The sequence below is a fragment of the Shewanella sp. MF05913 genome (assembly GCF_059758095.1).
This window is the reverse complement of sequence record NZ_JCAYNT010000004.1, coordinates 268,138-285,564: the sequence shown is the minus strand read 5'-3', so window position 1 is coordinate 285,564 and position 17,427 is coordinate 268,138. Positions and strand designations below refer to the sequence as shown.

Annotated in this window: 12 protein-coding genes and 2 pseudogenes; 10 read left to right on the top strand and 4 right to left on the bottom strand. The window is 43.3% G+C overall.

Features of this window, described 5'->3' with window-relative positions; all coding sequences use genetic code 11:
* Positions 1-45: 45 nt before the first annotated feature.
* Positions 46-732, top strand: a complete 687-nt coding sequence (locus AC19MV_RS08370; protein ID WP_498306941.1) for a DNA-3-methyladenine glycosylase I — start codon at positions 46-48, stop codon at positions 730-732.
* 16 nt (positions 733-748) lie between these two features.
* Here AC19MV_RS08370 and AC19MV_RS08365 read toward each other — a convergent pair whose 3' ends face one another.
* The gene (locus AC19MV_RS08365; protein WP_498306939.1) at positions 749-1,357 is read right to left on the bottom strand and encodes a TetR/AcrR family transcriptional regulator; all 609 of its coding nucleotides are present in this window, start codon (positions 1,355-1,357) and stop codon (positions 749-751) included.
* Between the two features lie 107 nt (positions 1,358-1,464).
* Here AC19MV_RS08365 and AC19MV_RS08360 point away from each other — a divergent pair, with 107 nt between their 5' ends.
* The 6 genes and pseudogenes from AC19MV_RS08360 to AC19MV_RS08335 all read left to right on the top strand — a co-directional run bounded on the left by AC19MV_RS08360 (position 1,465) and on the right by AC19MV_RS08335 (position 10,647).
* The gene (locus tag AC19MV_RS08360; protein WP_498306937.1) at positions 1,465-2,601 is read left to right on the top strand and encodes an MBL fold metallo-hydrolase; all 1,137 of its coding nucleotides are present in this window, start codon (positions 1,465-1,467) and stop codon (positions 2,599-2,601) included.
* Between the two features lie 323 nt (positions 2,602-2,924).
* The gene (locus tag AC19MV_RS08355) at positions 2,925-4,073 is read left to right on the top strand and encodes an efflux RND transporter periplasmic adaptor subunit (protein ID WP_498306935.1); all 1,149 of its coding nucleotides are present in this window, start codon (positions 2,925-2,927) and stop codon (positions 4,071-4,073) included.
* 9 nt (positions 4,074-4,082) lie between these two features.
* Positions 4,083-7,238, top strand: a complete 3,156-nt coding sequence (locus AC19MV_RS08350; RefSeq protein WP_432402377.1) for an efflux RND transporter permease subunit — start codon at positions 4,083-4,085, stop codon at positions 7,236-7,238.
* A 438-nt stretch (positions 7,239-7,676) separates the two neighbouring features.
* Positions 7,677-8,216, top strand: a complete 540-nt coding sequence (locus AC19MV_RS08345; protein WP_432402379.1) for a hypothetical protein — start codon at positions 7,677-7,679, stop codon at positions 8,214-8,216.
* A gap of 340 nt (positions 8,217-8,556) precedes the next feature.
* Positions 8,557-9,189, top strand: a pseudogene (locus AC19MV_RS08340) (lytic transglycosylase domain-containing protein); the annotation flags it as partial.
* A 90-nt stretch (positions 9,190-9,279) separates the two neighbouring features.
* Positions 9,280-10,647, top strand: a complete 1,368-nt coding sequence (locus tag AC19MV_RS08335) for a M28 family peptidase (protein ID WP_498306968.1) — start codon at positions 9,280-9,282, stop codon at positions 10,645-10,647.
* 381 nt (positions 10,648-11,028) lie between these two features.
* Here AC19MV_RS08335 and AC19MV_RS08330 read toward each other — a convergent pair whose 3' ends face one another.
* Complete coding sequence (locus tag AC19MV_RS08330; RefSeq protein WP_432402381.1) at positions 11,029-11,874, bottom strand: 23S rRNA (adenine(2030)-N(6))-methyltransferase RlmJ; 846 nt, start codon at positions 11,872-11,874, stop codon at positions 11,029-11,031.
* A gap of 130 nt (positions 11,875-12,004) precedes the next feature.
* Between AC19MV_RS08330 and AC19MV_RS08325 the strand changes: the two genes are divergently transcribed.
* Positions 12,005-12,781 carry a class I SAM-dependent methyltransferase gene (locus AC19MV_RS08325; protein ID WP_432402383.1) on the top strand — a complete coding sequence of 259 codons (777 nt, stop codon included), beginning with the start codon at positions 12,005-12,007 and terminating at the stop codon, positions 12,779-12,781.
* Between the two features lie 65 nt (positions 12,782-12,846).
* Positions 12,847-14,316 (top strand): ATP-binding protein, encoded by a 1,470-nt coding sequence (locus tag AC19MV_RS08320; protein WP_498306933.1) that lies wholly within the window; start codon positions 12,847-12,849, stop codon positions 14,314-14,316.
* Positions 14,317-14,599: 283 nt separating this feature from the next.
* On the opposite strand, the pseudogene AC19MV_RS08315 reads toward AC19MV_RS08320, so the two are convergent.
* Positions 14,600-15,293, bottom strand: a pseudogene (locus tag AC19MV_RS08315) (ISAs1 family transposase); the annotation flags it as partial.
* Between the two features lie 772 nt (positions 15,294-16,065).
* Here AC19MV_RS08315 and AC19MV_RS08310 point away from each other — a divergent pair.
* Entirely contained in the window at positions 16,066-16,653 is a 588-nt protein-coding gene (locus tag AC19MV_RS08310) for a DsbA family protein (RefSeq protein ID WP_124729340.1), read from the top strand.
* A gap of 432 nt (positions 16,654-17,085) precedes the next feature.
* On the opposite strand, the gene AC19MV_RS08305 is transcribed toward AC19MV_RS08310, so the two are convergent.
* Complete coding sequence (locus AC19MV_RS08305; protein WP_498306932.1) at positions 17,086-17,334, bottom strand: hypothetical protein; 249 nt, start codon at positions 17,332-17,334, stop codon at positions 17,086-17,088.
* Positions 17,335-17,427: the final 93 nt, after the last annotated feature.

Genomic DNA, 17,427 nt, shown 5'->3' with positions numbered 1-17,427 from the left:
GCCGTATTAGCAGTTTTAGGTTGATAAGGTTAAAGGGGTGACACGGTGGCATTAGAGAAATTCAGTGATATTTGGGCGCGAGCTTGTGAGCGTAAAGGCGGACCTGCTGTCATTAAGTCATTGCTACCCAATACACTCGACGCTGATGAGATCAGTGAATATACCGATGCGCAGTTACTTTCAGTGATGAGTAAACGTGTTTTTCAAAGTGGTTTTGTATGGCGAGTGGTCGACAATAAATGGCCAGCTTACGAAAAAGCCTTCTTTGACTTTGAACCAATGAAAGTATTGATGTTATCGCCAGATCAAATTCAGCAGCGTGCCAGCGATCCTGCGCTTATTCGCCATCAAAAGAAAACCCAGGCCATTGTTGATAATGCCTACATGATCCAGCAGATCAATGCTGAACACAGCAGCTTTGCTGAATTTATTGCACATTGGCCAAGTGATGACATAACGGGTTTATGGCAAGTGCTTAAAAAACGTGGTACTCGTTTAGGTGGTAATACCGGCCCTTATTTTTTACGCGCAATAGGTAAAGACACCTTTTTGATGAGCCAAGATGTGCAAGCGTATTTAACCGGCCATAAGGTAGTGGATGCGGGCTTTACCTCGCAAACTGCATTGCGCCAAACCCAAGCGGCATTTAATCATTGGCAGCAAGAGTCTGGCATGAGCTTAGCTGAAATAAGCCGTGTTATTTCTTTGGGTGTGGGCGATAACCGTGTTTAGACAGACTTAATAAGTATTACGCCTGATAGCGGCACAAAAACACGTTGACGATTTCTGCCGCGTGCTGGTCTTTTTCTTCGTCAGTTAACGGCTCAATAATTTGAAAAATTAACGGCCAAAAACATTGGCCTTTAATTAAGCTTTGGACTTGGTCTTGAGCCTGTTCAATATCATCTACATTGATGCGGCCATCTTTGTTGGCCGCTTTAATCCAACGTAAAATCGCGGTTTCTTCTTTAATTATTTTTTTGATTTCTTGTTGCATTTCAGATGCATAAAACAAGTGGCCAATCACCATTCTCGACACTTCAATGTGTTCTTCTGACTGAATATGATCAATATCACAGCGTACTAACTGTTGTAATTGCGGTGCTAGCGGCTTGCCTGGATTATAAGGCTCAGAAGGTTGCGATAATGCCTGTTGCCATAACTCGGTCATTAAGATCATCACTAAGGCTTCTTTGGTGGCAAAGTGATTGTAAACCGTGCGTTTAGACACTCCAGCCACTTCTGCTAATTTGTCCATACTCGTCGCCGCAACCCCTAATGCTTTAAAGGTCGTTCTGGCGGCTTCAATAATGGCCGCACGTTTAATTTGGCTACGAGTTTGTTTTTCTTGAGTCATGATCAGCACTGTATTCAATTTTATGGAAGATATTTTACACTGAGCAGTTTACTTTTCAATGAGAGATTATTAAACTACACCGTGTAGTTTACTTTATTGGTGTTGAAATGAAAATATTAACCGGTGTTATTGTCGGGTTTGTGGTGTTAGCTGCGATTATATGGCTCACTAAAACATGGTCAGCTGCCAATAAAAGCCAGCCTTTCATTAATAGTGAAAAAGCTTATCAAGCGGGGTTAAGCAGTTTATGGCCTATCGCCAAAGCTTATTGGAATACCCAGCGTCAGGCGCCAGCGCCTCAAAATGCCGTGCCGTTAGAGGCGCTAACGCCAACTCTCCTAGCTCAATCGACAGAAGATGCTGTTTATCGCTTAGGCCACTCAACGTTACTGATGCGTATTGATGGTGAATACGTGTTAATCGACCCGGTCTTTAGCGAACGAGCATCACCTGTACAATGGGCTGGGCCGAAGCGTTTTCATCAATCGCCAATTAGTATTGCTGATTTACCGGCCATCAAAACGGTTATTATTAGCCACGATCATTATGATCATCTCGATAAAGCCGCGATTGAACAATTAATCGGCAAAGTACAACATTTTGTGACGCCGCTTAACGTCGGAAAATACTTAACATCATGGGGTGTCGACCCTATTCAAGTGACCGAGCTTGAGTGGTGGCAGTCTGTTGAGTTAAATGGTTTACATATCACCGCTACGCCAGCGCAGCATTTTTCTGGCCGTGGTTTGCTAGACCGCAATCAAACATTATGGGCCAGTTGGGTTATCCAGGGGTTACAGCACAAGGTGTTTTTTAGCGGCGACAGTGGCTATTTTAAAGGTTTTAAAGAAATTGGTGAGCGTTTGGGGCCGTTTGATCTGAGCATGATTGAAACGGGTGCCTATAATGACTTATGGAGTGATATCCATATGTTGCCAGAGCAAAGTCTACAGGCGCATATCGATGTTAACGCTAAGGCTATGATGCCAGTACATAATGGCACTTTCGATTTGGCATTACATGACTGGTTTGAACCTTTCGAGCGTATTAACACATTAGCCAAACAACATAACGTCACCTTGTTAACCCCTAAATTTGGCCAGGCAGTGATGTTGGCTAATCCACAGGCTAACCAATTATGGTGGCGCGACATTATGATAAATCCAGCGATGGATGGTACAGAACAACAGGTTAATTCAACCAAGATGGATGAATTAAATGAGGTTGTCACGGATCATAATTAATCTATGTTGATAGTAGTGCTATCTAACCCGAATGCAATTAAGTTGATATTGTCAACATGTTGCCGTAAGGTGCGCTAAAATAAGTGATTGGATCTAATTTGTTTGATTGCTCATGTGCAAGCAACAATCTATTAACAAATTAGCTATATATAACCTAAACTTATTATTTATTTACAATTTATTGTATTAGGTTGAGTTGTTTGAATTTTGTACCTATGCGATAAAGAACACAGAAAATTTAACAGTTTAATTTTAGCTATTTTCAGATGGAATACCTCAAGACTGAGGAACCATATTGAACGTAAATCGGAGTAGGAGCACACATGCATAAAGCATTGAAAATCGCCGCGGTTATATCAGCCGCATTATGGATTACCGCTTGTGGCAAGGCTGAGGATGGCCAGGCACAGCAACAGCAGCAACCTCCTTCTCCCGTAGGCGTAATGACAGTTGAAGCCGTATCTCAAACTCTTATGGTTGAGCTACCTGGTCGTAGTCGTGCATTTTTAGAAGCAGAAGTGCGTCCACAGGTTTCTGGTATTGTTACCAAGCGTGCCTTTACCGAAGGCAGCGAAGTGACTCAAGGTCAGTCACTTTATCAAATCGATTCAGCAACCTATAAAGCGGCATTAATCAGTGCCGAAGCAGACTTAGCCAGTGCCAATGCCGCATTAGGTTCTGCTAAAGCCAAAGCCGCTCGTTACGCTAAATTGGTGAAAACCAATGCAGTGAGTCAACAAGATTTTGATGAAACAGAAGCTGCATACAAAGAAGCGCAAGCCGCGGTCACAGTGGCAAAAGCGGCCATTAATACTGCTAACATTAACCTTGAGTACACCGAGGTTAAAGCGCCGATAGCTGGCCGAATTGGTAAATCATCGGTGACGGCAGGGGCATTGGTTACGGCTAATCAGGCCACAACGCTCGCGACCATTCAGCAACTTGATCCCATTAATATCGACATCGTTCAATCAAGTGTTCAACTATTACGCTTAAAAGCCAACCTACGTTCAGGCCAGTTACTGAAAAGCGACAACGCTGAAGTGACATTAATGCTTGAAGATGGCAGCATTTACGACCATCAAGGTACTCTACAATTTGCTGAGGTAAATGTAGACGAAACCACCGGTTCGGTGACATTGCGTGCAGAGTTCCCTAACCCTGAAGGTACGTTATTGCCCGGTATGTATGTGCGCGCCCAGTTAAATGCTGGTCAGGACCCTAATGCGATTTTAGTGCCGCAACGCGCTATAACTCGTAACAATAAAGGCCAAGCGGTTGCAATGGTCGTCGACAAAGATAACCACGCAGAAATGCGCGTAGTGACAACAGCTGAAGTGATTGGCAACCAATGGCGTATTGTTGAAGGTTTAGCGGTGGGCGACAAATTAATTGTCGAAGGTCTGCAAAAAATCCGCCCAGGCGCACCGGTTTCACCACAAGTATTAACGGCTGACGAATCACAAAAGTAGGGATAAATTATGGCTCGCTTTTTTATTGATCGCCCTATTTTTGCTTGGGTAATCGCAATTTTAATTATGCTTGCAGGTGTGTTGGCCATTAGAGGTTTACCGATTGCACAGTATCCGAGTATTGCACCGCCAACAGTGGTGATCAGTGCTTTTTATCCTGGTGCGTCTGCCAAAACCATGGAAGACACGGTAACACAGGTTATTGAGCAACAAATGACCGGCTTGGATCATTTACGCTATATCTCATCGACCAGTGACAGTTTTGGTAACACCAAAATCACCTTAACCTTTAATGCTGAAGCCGATCCTGATATTGCACAGGTTCAGGTGCAAAACAAATTACAGGCTGCCACACCTTTACTGCCTTCTGAAGTTCAGCAGCAGGGTGTAAAAGTGAATAAGTCGACATCAGGCTTTTTGATGGTGATGGGTTTTGTGTCACAAGATGGCTCAATGGGAAAAAGTGACATTTCAGATTATGTCGCAGCCAATGTTCAAGACCCAATGAGCCGTGTACCTGGCGTGGGTGAACTGACGCTTTTTGGTGCGCAATATGCGATGCGTATTTGGCTCGACCCACTAAAATTAACTCAATACAACTTAACCAGTATTGATGTTACTGCTGCGATTAGTGAACAAAACGCACAGATTTCTGCAGGCCAATTAGGGGGAGCCCCATCGGTAGCTGGGCAAGAGTTAAATGCGACAATATCAGCCCAAAGCCGTCTGCAAACACCAGAAGAGTTTAGACGGATTATTCTGAAGTCTGACTCATCAGGCGCAAATGTGTATCTTGAAGACGTGGCTAGAGTTGAGCTGGGGGCAGAAAGTTATGCCGTTGACTCTTATTTCAATGGCAAGCCAGCGTCTGGTTTAGCGGTTAAATTGGCTACAGGTGCCAACGCGCTCGACACCGCAGAAGGTGTTAAAGCCAAAATTAATGAGATGAAAGCGTTTTTCCCGCAAGGACTTGAAGTTGTTTACCCTTACGATACTACGCCATTTGTTGAGCAATCGATTGAAGGCGTAGTGCATACATTGATAGAGGCCATTGTATTGGTGTTCTTGATTATGTATCTGTTCCTGCAAAACTTTAGAGCCACGTTAATTCCAACGATTGCCGTACCGGTTGTATTGCTTGGTACGTTTGCCGTGCTATCGGCAGCAGGCTTTACCATCAATACCTTAACCATGTTTGCCATGGTATTGGCTATTGGTTTGCTGGTGGACGATGCAATTGTTGTGGTCGAGAACGTTGAGCGTGTGATGTCAGAAGAGGGCTTAAGTCCACTTGAGGCCACCCGTAAGTCAATGGATCAAATCACCAGTGCGTTAGTCGGTATTGGTTTGACCTTGTCTGCGGTATTTGTGCCTATGGCATTTATGTCTGGCTCTACTGGGGTTATTTATCGTCAGTTCTCGATTACGATTGTATCGGCAATGGCGTTGTCTGTGTTTGTCGCAATCGTATTAACACCGGCATTATGTGCCACCATGCTAAAACCGATTAAAAAAGGCCATACCCAAGCGGACACGGGCTTCTTTGGTTGGTTTAATCGCAAGTTTGATGCCATGACCTCGCGTTATGAGTCTAGTGTTGGCAGTATTTTAAAGCGCTCATTTAGAGTGATGCTGATTTACATTGGTTTAGTGATTGCGGTGGGTTGGATTTTCTTACGTATGCCAACCGCATTCTTGCCAGATGAAGACCAAGGTATCTTATTTACCCAAGCAATTTTGCCAACAAACTCAACCCAAGAAAGCACCGTAAAAGTGCTTAAACAGGTTAACGACTATTACCTCAATGACGAAAAAGACATTGTTCGATCTGTATTTACCGTCGCAGGCTTTAGTTTTGCCGGTTCAGGTCAAAATATGGGTATTGCGTTTGTAGGCTTAAAAGATTGGTCAACTCGCGAAGCGCCAGGTGAAGATGTTCAGTCACTTGCTGGCAGGGCAATGGGGCGCTTTATGCAAATCAAAGAAGCCTTAGTGTTCGCCTTTGTACCGCCGTCGGTCATTGAGCTGGGTACCGCCAATGGTTTTGATATGTACTTAAAAGATTTGAATGGTCAAGGCCATACCAAGTTAATTGAAGCGCGTAATCAAATGCTCGGCATGGCGGCGCAAAACCCCAACCTAGTGGGCGTCAGACCTAACGGTCAAGAAGACGCGCCTATGTATCAAATTCACGTCGATCACGCTAAATTGCGTGCATTAGATATTGATATCAATAACGTTAACAGCGTAATGGCGACGGCATTAGGTGGCTCATACGTAAATGACTTTATTGACCGCGGCCGCGTGAAAAAGGTGTATGTGCAAGGTGAGGCGAAATATCGTATGCAGCCAAGCGACTTAGACACCTGGTATGTGCGTAATAGCAATGGCGAAATGGTACCGTTCTCGGCATTTTCGACTGGGTCGTGGGAGTTTGGTTCACCTCAGTTACAGCGTTTTAACGGTGTACCCGCGGTTAACATTCAAGGTGCGACAGTACCTGGTTACAGTACTGGTGCAGCGATGGATGCACTAGAAGAAATGGCCAAACAGCTTCCACCTGGTTACGGCATAGAATGGAATGGTTTGTCATACGAAGAACGGCTGTCGGGCAACCAGGCACCAGCGTTATATGCATTATCTATCTTAATTGTGTTCTTAGTGCTTGCGGCACTATACGAGAGCTGGTCGGTGCCGTTATCGGTTATTCTTGTGGTGCCATTAGGGATTATTGGTGCATTGATAGCCATGAATGGTCGCGGTTTACCTAACGACGTATTCTTCCAGGTAGGCCTATTAACCACAGTCGGGCTGGCGACCAAAAATGCCATTTTGATTGTTGAGTTTGCCAAAGAATACTACGAAAAAGGCTCAGGCTTAATTGAGGCAACACTGCATGCAGTGAGAGTCCGTTTACGCCCAATTTTAATGACATCATTAGCCTTCGGTTTAGGCGTTGTACCATTAGCCATTAGCTCTGGCGTAGGTTCTGGTAGTCAAAACGCCATTGGTACGGCAGTACTGGGCGGGATGATGTCATCGACATTCTTAGGTATTTTCTTTGTGCCGTTATTCTTTGTGGTGGTTGAGCGCATCTTTAGTAAGCGTGAAAAACCCAGCGAAGAGGACGACGAAAAAGTCGATAACGATAGAAAATCGATTTAATCGGTAACCCTGCTGTAAAAAAGCCCAGTTTAACTGGGCTTTTTTGTGCCTGTAGCAATATGCATTTATATTTGGATTTAGCTAAAAATCGCATAGCGAGTAAAAAGAAGATTAACAGTGATTAAATGATACTTAAAATCCACTAATGGGTTTGTTTAAATAGAGTAAACTTAAAAAGTGTTTAAAAAACACCCTGGCAAATTAGGCTTTAGGTGATTGAAAAAAATGGTGATTAAAAAATTAACTGTGTAAATATCATCCAGATGTTATTCGATAATTGTGTTATGATTAAGATCGTAATCAAAACAGTTTTTTAACATCTATTTGTACAGATAAACACTTTTGTGGTTATTTTTTAGCGAAGATATCGCCGATAAAGATGAACTTTTGATTAAATAATGATTATGATAGTGAATAACAATAATAAAGGATGTCACCATGCAGGCGCTATTTATTAGCCTCACTTTAGCCGCGATTCTGGCCTATCTTTGGTATGCCAGTTTACTTAAAAAACGCACTTCAGCCATTGAAGCGCTAAAAGTCATCGACTCAAAAATTGATAGAAGACTGACACTCTTTACTGAGCTGTGTCAGGAAAAACCCTCTTACCCACGCCCGTTAACCGATGACCAGCAAGCTCAGTTGGAGCAACTAAAACAGCTACAACCCGAACATGATTGGCAGCAACCGATTGAAGAATCAAATGTAGCAGGTGGGTCGTTGTCGGTATCGATTGCAGCATGGCAGCAAATCGATCAAGGTCTAGAGTCACTATTGTCTACGGTAAATAAAGACAAACTGTGTACCGAGCAACTGGCTGAGTATTTGCAACTCGAACTCGACTTTATACATGCCGAAGATTTTTACCGTAAAGCGGTCGATGAGCTTAACAGTGGGGTTAAGATTTTCCCTGGTTCTGCCGTTGCTAAATTTGCCCGTATCGCGCCAATGCCGATATTTGATCAAGTGCAGGAGTAACTCGATGTTGTGGCGTAATGAGCTGGCGCTATTGATTATCGTATTACTCTTTTGTGCTGCGCAAGTACACGCTAAACAAGTGGTTTATCCTCAAGTAGAAGAAACCACAAAACCACAAATAAAAGCGAAATACCGTGTTGAAGAGCCTACCGAAAAAAAGCAGCTCCAGCTAAAACCGACACAGAACAATGCGCAGGGGAATAGCAGTAAACCCACTCTTGAAGCATTTAACGTGTTGACGCCAAACAGCCCTAAATCCATTAACGATCAATTATCGCTTAATGGCGGGTATGTTGGCGATAAGCCACAACCGCGAACGTTAACCAATGATTATCCGCTGAGCCAATCATCCTCTGCAACACGCAAACCCAATGTAAAAGCCCAATATTCTGAAAACGGTATTGTCAGTGATTTAGGCGTCGAAAAACGTAAAGTGTATCAATACAAGCAAGCCAACGGAATTATGGTGTTTAGCGATCAACAACCGTTAGATGCCGATTATCAAGTGCTGTTGTACGAATGTTTTGCCTGTCGCCCAGATTCAACTATCGACTGGTACAAAATTCCACTCTTTACCTCGCACTTTGCCACCGATGTAGCATTAGCGGCACACAAATATCAGTTAGATCCGGCATTAATCAGAGCCGTAATCCATGCCGAATCGGCGTTTAAACCTGGGGCAGTTTCAAAAGCCGGTGCAAAAGGGCTAATGCAATTAATGCCTGGTACCGCCAGTGACATGGGCGTAGACAACCCGTTAAATGCCCAGCAAAATATTCGTGGTGGTAGCCGCTATTTAGCGCAACTATTAGCGCAGTTTAATGGTGATCTAGACTTAGCGTGCGCCGCGTACAATGCCGGCCCGAGTACCGTCACTCAATATCGTGGCATTCCGCCATATCCTGAAACTCAAGCTTATGTGAAGCGCGTAAAAATATTATTCAAACGCTATCAAAAAGCATTAGCCAGTTAATTAAGGTCTTTATTCATGAAGCATTTAATTCATAAAGCGCAGCCAAAGCGCGTCAAACTCAGCCGTAATAGTAGCTATTGCTTAGCAGGCATGGCGGGTTTATTAATTTTTGGTGCTGTGGCCGTGCCAGCACTTGCCGCGGACAAAACCGTATTTGTAGCCCCTTCGCAAGAAGACATGCGCTTGTACGACATTGCTAATGCACCACAAGCGCAGCGCATTGAGCAAGATATTCGTACATTGGTGAATTTTGGCACTCGCCATACTATGTCGGACACGCAATCTGACACCCAAGGCATTGGCGCCGCAAGACGCTGGATAGAAGCCGAGTTTAAGCGGATTTCAAAAGAATGTGGTGGTTGCCTTGAAGTGGTAACGGTAGCAAACACCGTAGAGGGTAAGCGAATTGCGCAGCCTACCGAGGTGGTCAACGTTATTGCTATTCAACGTGGTAAAACAGACCCTAAGCGTGTAGTGATGATGAGCGGTGATATTGATTCGCGGGTCACTGACGTACTTGATGCTACCTCCATTTCGCCCGGTGCTAACGACAATGCCTCCGGTGTAGCTGGCGCGTTAGAAGCCGCTCGTGTGTTATCAAAATATCAGTTTAACGGCACCATAGTGTACGCCGCGTTGTCGGGTGAAGAGCAAGGTTTGTACGGCGGCAATATTTTAGCCGACTACGCAAAAGCGCAAGGCTGGCAAGTGCAAGCGGTGTTAAACAACGACATGATAGGCAATATTTCTGGCATTAATGGCGTAGTCAATAACAGCAGTGTACGAGTATTTTCGGAAGGTGTACGTTTTGCAGAAACGGCCGACGAGGCAAAAGAGCGTTATTTTAGTGGTGGTGAGAACGATTCAGCTTCGCGTAATTTAGCCCGTAATATAAAAACCTTGGCCGACCAATACATGACGAATCTAGACGTAATGTTAGTGTATCGCCTTGACCGATTTGGCCGTGGTGGGCATCATTTACCGTTTAACCAAGCCGGTTTGCCTGCGGTGCGCATTATGGAAACTAACGAACATTACGACCGCCAACATCAGGATATTCGGGTTGAAAATGGCATTGCTTATGGTGATGTGATTGAAGGGGTTGATTTTGGCTTTACCGCCAAGCTTACCGCATTAAATGCCTTAAGTTTAGCCGCACAAGCCTGGGCACCTGCACCGCCAACACAAGTGAAGATTGAAGGCCAGGTGTCTCCCAGTACCACATTGAATTGGGCAAAAAGCAGTGATGAAACCGTGGTAGGTTATCGAGTGTATTGGCGCTCAACTACCGCACCAGAGTGGACCCACAGCCGCTATGTGGGCAAGGTGAATACCTTTACTCTGGATAATCTTGTGATTGATAATTACCTATTTGGCGTAGCAAGCGTGGCCGCCAATGGCAATGTCAGCCCAGTGGTATTCCCAGGGGCAGCAGGCGCGTTTTTTAAGCGACCTTAATAACCAATACCAATTCCACTAATTATCTGGTCATTCAGCGGGAATTCTGTGCCTTCTAGGCAAGTAATAGGATTGAAGACATAGTTGCTCTACGTCAAAATGCTATTAAGCAGCATAGAAGGCACAGAAACCCGCCTTGCAGGAGGCACTCAGACCGTTCATTTCTTTGTTGCATCGTCTTAGAAGGGAATAACCATTATTTCAACAATGCGCCTCAAACTGAACAATCTGAGTGACTCTGATTGGTCACATAATTAATGGAATTGGTATAAACAATAGAATAGTAAAAGCCCGGCTCATATGCATGCGCCGGGCTTTTTTATTGGTATCACTATTAGCCAAACTATTAGCCAAACTATTATCTAAGTTGGGATATTTCGATTACTCGCCAACTTCCCACTTCACGGTCGTGTAACCGTCAGCACGGCCTAATAATGGCGCTAAGTAATCTAATGCTTCTTTGGCCATGACATCCATTTGCCAAGGTGGATTGATAATCCATAAACCGGCTGCTGTCATGCCAAACTCGTCACTGTCCGCACTCAAGCCTTGCTCAATACGCAGTTGTTTTTTAATGCCGCTATTTTTAAGTAATGTCAGCATGGCTTCCGTTTGTTCACGTTTTACTACCGGATACCACAGCATAAACATTCCGGTCGCAAAACGCTTATGTGCTTTAATAATCGTTTCTGCTACATCAACGTAGTCTGTTTTTATTTCGTAACTTGGGTCAATTAATATTACGCCACGACGTTCTAACGGTGGCACCGCAGCGATTAAACCCGCCAGCCCATCACCATTAATCACTTTCACTTGTTTGTCTTGAACAAAATAATCTTCAAGTAGCTCATGGTCGGTGGTGTGTAGTTCGTGTAATACCATGCGGTCTTGTGGGCGTAATTCCACATCAACAAACGCTGGTGAGCCAGGGTATACAGCTAATTCACCATCATGCTCAGCGTTAAAATGGCGCACAGACTCTACATAATCGGCTAAAGCGATAGGCAAATTATCGTGGTCCCAAAGCTTCGCTATACCTTCTAAATACTCACCCGTCTTTTGCGAAAACTCATCTGTTAACGAATACGCGCCAGCACCTGCATGGGTGTCGATATACACGTAAGGTTTTTCTTTTTTCTGCATGGCTTTTAACGCTTGAATAAGCATGGCGTGTTTAAGCACATCGGCATAATTGCCAGCATGATAACCGTGGCGATAACTGAGCATGGGCATTTCCATTAACTAAATGAGACAGCAAAAACTGTGTAATAGCACCATTATAAGTTTTCTCAAGCGTGAGGTATAGGTATTCACTGGAGATGGCTTTTGGCATAATGAGGTAGTTTCTTATATTGGCATGGTATTTATCTTGTTGCAGACACCTATCTTCTTTAATCAGCAGTACCCAACATTGGTTGATATCGCCAGCCGCTGGCAATTAGTGTGGGACAAAGACGCCGCGTTTGAATTGCGCTTTGAGCAAAACTGTTTGAGTTTGTACAAACGAGATGAACCTAAATTAGACGGTATTAACGTTGATTTTGTATCCGGCGCTGTGGCACATCGCCGCAAATTTGGTGGCGGGCGCGGTCAGTCTATCGCCAAAGCGGTCGGGTTAAAGCAAGGCGTAACGCCAACGGTAGTCGATGGTACAGCAGGGCTAGGCCGCGATGCGTTTGTATTGGCAAGCCTAGGTTGCAAAGTGATTATGGTTGAGCGCAACCCTGTTGTGGCGGCCTTATTAGAAGACGGTCTACGCCGCGCTTATGAAGATGCTGAAATCGGCCAATGGATGCAGGAGCTGATGAGCCTATTTCACGGTTCAAGTTTGACAGCATTAGCTAACGCAGCTCAATCATCGGCCACTGAAATCGATGTGGTTTACCTTGACCCCATGTACCCGCACCGTGAAAAATCAGCTTTAGTTAAAAAAGAAATGCGCGTATTTCAAACCTTAGTCGGTGCCGACTTAGACGCCGATGGATTGTTAGCCCCAGCAATGGCGCTAGCCACCAAACGCGTAGTCGTAAAACGCCCCGATTATGCTGAAGATCTCGACGGGGTAAAACCAAGCATGGTTATCGCAACGAAAAAGAATCGCTTTGATGTGTATGTGAAAGCCGCGATGAAATAGTGGTGATTGTGGTAGAAAAATTAGTGTGCCATAGTTGTGAAATTATATAGGCTAAAGGGTAAAACATGCCGACTGAGCAAAGCTTAGAGCAGTTGCAAGCGCTGCTTCGTGAATTATGCCGTTTGTCTAATGAAACTGAATGGGTAGAATTTAAACATAATAATGCTGATGCTCAAATGATTGGTGAATATATATCAGCACTAGCTAATTCTGCAGCGCTATTGGGTAAGCAGTCCGCTTATATTGTATGGGGTATTAAAGACCAAACTGTAGAAGTGATCGGAACGGAATTTAACCCCGCAAGTGCTCGACATAAACAGCAAGAGTTAGAAAGTTGGTTACTACAAAAGACCTCGCCGAAAATTCATTTTCAATTTTATTCGTTTAATAGCTGTAATGAAATCCCGGTTGTTATCTTAGAAGTGCACGCCGCTACTCATACACCAGTTCAGTTTGATGGAGTAGAGTACATTCGAGTTGGTTCGTATAAAAAGAAATTACGCGAGTTTGCTGAAAAAGAGCGCGAGCTTTGGCGAGTATTTGATAAAACACCTTTCGAGCAACAAGCCGCTACAGAAAATAGTAGCTCAGAGCAAGTGTTACAATTGCTAGATTATCCCGCTTACTTTGATTTAACTCAACAACCATTACCTGAAGGTCGTGAAGGTATATTGTCGACATTACAAGCTGATAAATTGATTTGTAAAGCCGATAATGGACTGTGGAAAATATCTAATTTGGGTGCGATTTTATTTGCAAAAAAACTGCAAAGCTTCCAGCACCTAGGACGTAAAGCTGTACGTCTTATTCAGTATAAGGGTAATAGTCGGGTCGAAACAGTGCGCGAGCTGGAAGGTAACAAGGGTTATGCCGTAGGGTTTGAGGCGCTGATTGATTATATTAAGACCTTGCTTCCTGCTAATGAAGAAATAGGTAAAGCCTTCCGTAAGGAAGTGCCGATGTATCCTGAACTCGCTATTCGTGAGCTAGTAGCGAACGCGATTATCCATCAGGATTTTTCATTAACAGGCACAGGTCCAATGATAGAGTTGTTTAATACCAGAATGGAAATTACCAACCCAGGCGTACCTCTAGTTGATGCTGATCGCTTTATAGACTCTCCACCTCAAAGCCGCAATGAGATGCTGGCTTCATTTATGCGTCGCATTAATATCTGTGAAGAGCGCGGTACTGGTATTGATAAAGTTATTTCTCAAACTGAATTTTACCAATTACCAGCCCCTATTTTTGAAGTCACTGACAGACACACTCGCACGGTTTTATTTGGGCATAGAGCTTTTGCCGAAATGGACAAAGAAGACCGAATTAGAGCCTGTTATCAGCATTGCTGCTTGCGCTATGTTAATCGTGAACACATGAATAATAGCTCACTAAGAGAGCGATTTGGCATAGAAGGAAAAAATAGCGCGATGGTAAGTCGAGTGATTAAAGATGCCATAAATGTTGGGCTTGTTAGGCCTTATGACACCGAGGCGGGAACAAAAGCAATGCGGTACGTTCCACACTGGAGTTAATTTGCTTGACCGTTGCTTGACTGAGTACTCTTAATTATTTAACGATTACACTCAAACTGCTGTTTTTTATGATTAATTTTGTTTTTTATTGTTTGATTGGTTAGGCTGATATCAATTGCTTAAAGTAAATTCAAGGCATTGCCATGCAAATAGCGCAACGAATACATACTAAGACGTTATGTGTATTGATATAAGTTTTCTGCTTTACCCTGAGTGTTTGTTTTGAATGAAAACAAACAACCCGCTAAAGGCAGGGTCACCGCATGAGTGTTTAATTTTTAACCTAACTACTAAATCCAGCCTTTAATACTGCTTCAAGCATTGATGGATTCATCATGCATCGCTTTTGTTTTCCAACAATGCTTATCTTCGTCGGCTCTGCTCGTAACATATTCAAACTCATATGACGCAGACATGACAGATTTTCCGCCCCGTGAGCGTTGTATATTTGACATGCATCCTCACTCATACTGACATCAAGCACCCAGTGCATCGATTCTATGCCCCAATGTTCTCGAACGGCTATCGCTGCTTGTTCGGCACTTAACTCCTTAGAACTAATATAATAACGATACTCAAGCTCGATTGGTTTCCCTTTCTCAAGGCGACAATTTTCAACCATAACGATATTTTTTAACCCTTTCCACTTTGAAAAGTCACCAACTAAGTTTTTACTATCAATAACGTAGCACTGGCGACACTCAGTACGTCCGTGATCGTGTTCAATTACGGATTTGTCCGTATTGTTGGCTCGCTGAAATGCGAAGGCTTTTACTATCGCTTCGCGTAGCTTTCCCTGGTTACTTTTAACGGCAAGTAGATAGTCACCACCCTGGTCCACGATGGTTTTTGGCTATCTTTGTTTGACAAGCCATCGCATCGATAGTCACTAACGCCCCTTTGATATCTAACATCTTTATCAACTCAGGAATGGCGGTTATCTCATTGCTTTTTTGTTCTGTTTTAAGCTGACCAATTTAGTCGGGTCAGAGTAAATTTTACAAAAATTAAATTTAAACAACAGCTTACGCAAAGTCTTTGTGTCCATTAATGAGTTACATCTAGCTTGAAAATGTCCAAATTCAACTCTGAACTTGAGGCCGTTGAAGAAAATGACGTGAGCTAGCCATGGATGGCGAGCTAGCTTTAGAGGGGAAGGGACGCCCCATCTGAAGCGTTAGCATTTTCGAATAAGGCCGAAGCCGATTCCAAATAGAGTTAAAAGCTGGTCTGGTGTGGGCGAAGCGCCACGACGTTAGTGGCCGCAGGCCATAAAGAACAACAAACACCTGGATCCCGGCTAAAAAGCATTGCCGGGACGACGAGCGGGTTGTTAACAGGTTTTTGTCCCAAATCAGAGTATCTATTTCTTTAAACACCTTAACTTAACTCTGAACTTGAGGTCGTTGAAAAATTTAGTTGGGTCAGTGTAAACTTTATGTCATTGCACTAAATCCGAAGCTCTAACGCACTTTTGTCCAAAAGTTTGTTAGATAGGGCATAAGCTATTTGGCTCTTCATAATAAAATTACATTCTCCTTTTAATCATTATTTTATGACCTTTCGATTTGTCAGACTATGGGTACATTTTATGTCAGAGTATGGTTATATCTTTTCGATAAGTGATTGAATGCTAGAAGCTGCCTATGTCAGACTTTGCTTCCAGCGACACGTATTTCCCTGAATTGGGGCTGTTTTGACAATATGTATCAGCCAACGTAATTAACCTTAATTAATAGTGGGAGCACTATGACAACACCAATACCTATGCGCCCAAGCGGCGTGCTTCGTGGCGATAAAGCGGCTGACATAACGATTGATGTTTTTGTTGATATTCAATGCCCCCATTCACGAGCAATGTGGCCGACGTTGCTTAGTGTGATACAACATTACAAAAGCAGATCGGTCAGCCTTAAAGTTCATTTAATGACATTAAGTAATCATCGCCAAGCGTGGGATATGAGTCTTGGGCTATTTGCGCTAGCAGATGGTGATGCAGATAAGTTTTACGATTTTGCCACTTATTTATATGAACGACAGGATGAATTTTACAATGCAGAGTTTATGCATAAAACTCACGACGATCTTCGGCAACTTATTGCAGACAAGGCCGAAGAACATTTAGGGATAAATCGTTGTCAATTTCTTAGCCGGATGGATGATGGTGATATTTACACCTTAGCCAGAACTCCGATTCGATATGCTGCGACAAAATCTGTATGGGCCACCCCAACTGTTTTTATCAATAATGGCGGTAATGTACTTGTTAATCACCTATCAACGTTGACCGATTGGCAACAAATGATTGACCCATTGTTTGGCGAAGAAACTATATAAAGGCCCTAACTAACTATATAAAGGCCCTAACTAAGGGGATAGCACATATTTATCCTAAAAGTTGCACAAAACTAACGCGTGGGATTTGGCTTTTACGGTAGAGAAAATGCTTTATTTAACGTCAAAGTTAGTGTCATTTTTATAGTCATCATGCTTGTTTGACATAATTTATGATCGGCTGAGTAGTCTCTGTTTTAGGTATGCATTTATCCGCAGATACTTCGAAGACGCGTTGTGCATTTGATTGGACACTGAGACCACTAGCAGAATCTGTTATCGATTCGCTGTTACTGTTAAAGAATGCATAGGTTAGTGACACCATTATTTCATCAATCTTCAGTATCTCTGAAGATATTCTATATAGGTTTACGATAAAATATTACGAGTCACTAAGCACCATAGACAGTTTAAAAGTGGCTTACTCAATGCTTATTAACGTGCACCCACGGGTTGGCAACGGGTGATAAAATGTTTATTTCGCTTTATCCTTTTACATACTTGTTTTGGGGCAGTGGATTGAGTTGCTAAATCATCGACACTTATATTTTGAGAATAAGTGCCTCGAGAACCTATGTTTTGACGCTCAGTATTTTTAAGCTCAAAACTTGAAGTATCAGTAGTTTGCAAATGCGCACAGCCGGATAAAAACATGATGATTGCTGCGAGGGTATAAACTTTCATTGTGTATTCCTAAATATTAATTGATAGCGTGATTACGTGCTTATCTTTATTGATTAGTTTGAGTCCGTTAGGGCTGAGTAAATTAGGCTGTGA

Coding starts and splice junctions, on each gene's coding strand:
- AC19MV_RS08360 (WP_498306937.1), top strand. CDS start 1,465: ATGAAAATATTAACCGGTGTTATTGTCGGGTTTGTGGTGTTAGCTGCG.
- AC19MV_RS08320 (WP_498306933.1), top strand. CDS start 12,847: ATGCCGACTGAGCAAAGCTTAGAGCAGTTGCAAGCGCTGCTTCGTGAA.
- AC19MV_RS08335 (WP_498306968.1), top strand. CDS start 9,280: ATGGCGGGTTTATTAATTTTTGGTGCTGTGGCCGTGCCAGCACTTGCC.
- AC19MV_RS08330 (WP_432402381.1), bottom strand. CDS start 11,874: ATGCTCAGTTATCGCCACGGTTATCATGCTGGCAATTATGCCGATGTG.
- AC19MV_RS08365 (WP_498306939.1), bottom strand. CDS start 1,357: ATGACTCAAGAAAAACAAACTCGTAGCCAAATTAAACGTGCGGCCATT.
- AC19MV_RS08305 (WP_498306932.1), bottom strand. CDS start 17,334: ATGAAAGTTTATACCCTCGCAGCAATCATCATGTTTTTATCCGGCTGT.
- AC19MV_RS08325 (WP_432402383.1), top strand. CDS start 12,005: ATGGTATTTATCTTGTTGCAGACACCTATCTTCTTTAATCAGCAGTAC.
- AC19MV_RS08310 (WP_124729340.1), top strand. CDS start 16,066: ATGACAACACCAATACCTATGCGCCCAAGCGGCGTGCTTCGTGGCGAT.
- AC19MV_RS08345 (WP_432402379.1), top strand. CDS start 7,677: ATGCAGGCGCTATTTATTAGCCTCACTTTAGCCGCGATTCTGGCCTAT.
- AC19MV_RS08350 (WP_432402377.1), top strand. CDS start 4,083: ATGGCTCGCTTTTTTATTGATCGCCCTATTTTTGCTTGGGTAATCGCA.
- AC19MV_RS08355 (WP_498306935.1), top strand. CDS start 2,925: ATGCATAAAGCATTGAAAATCGCCGCGGTTATATCAGCCGCATTATGG.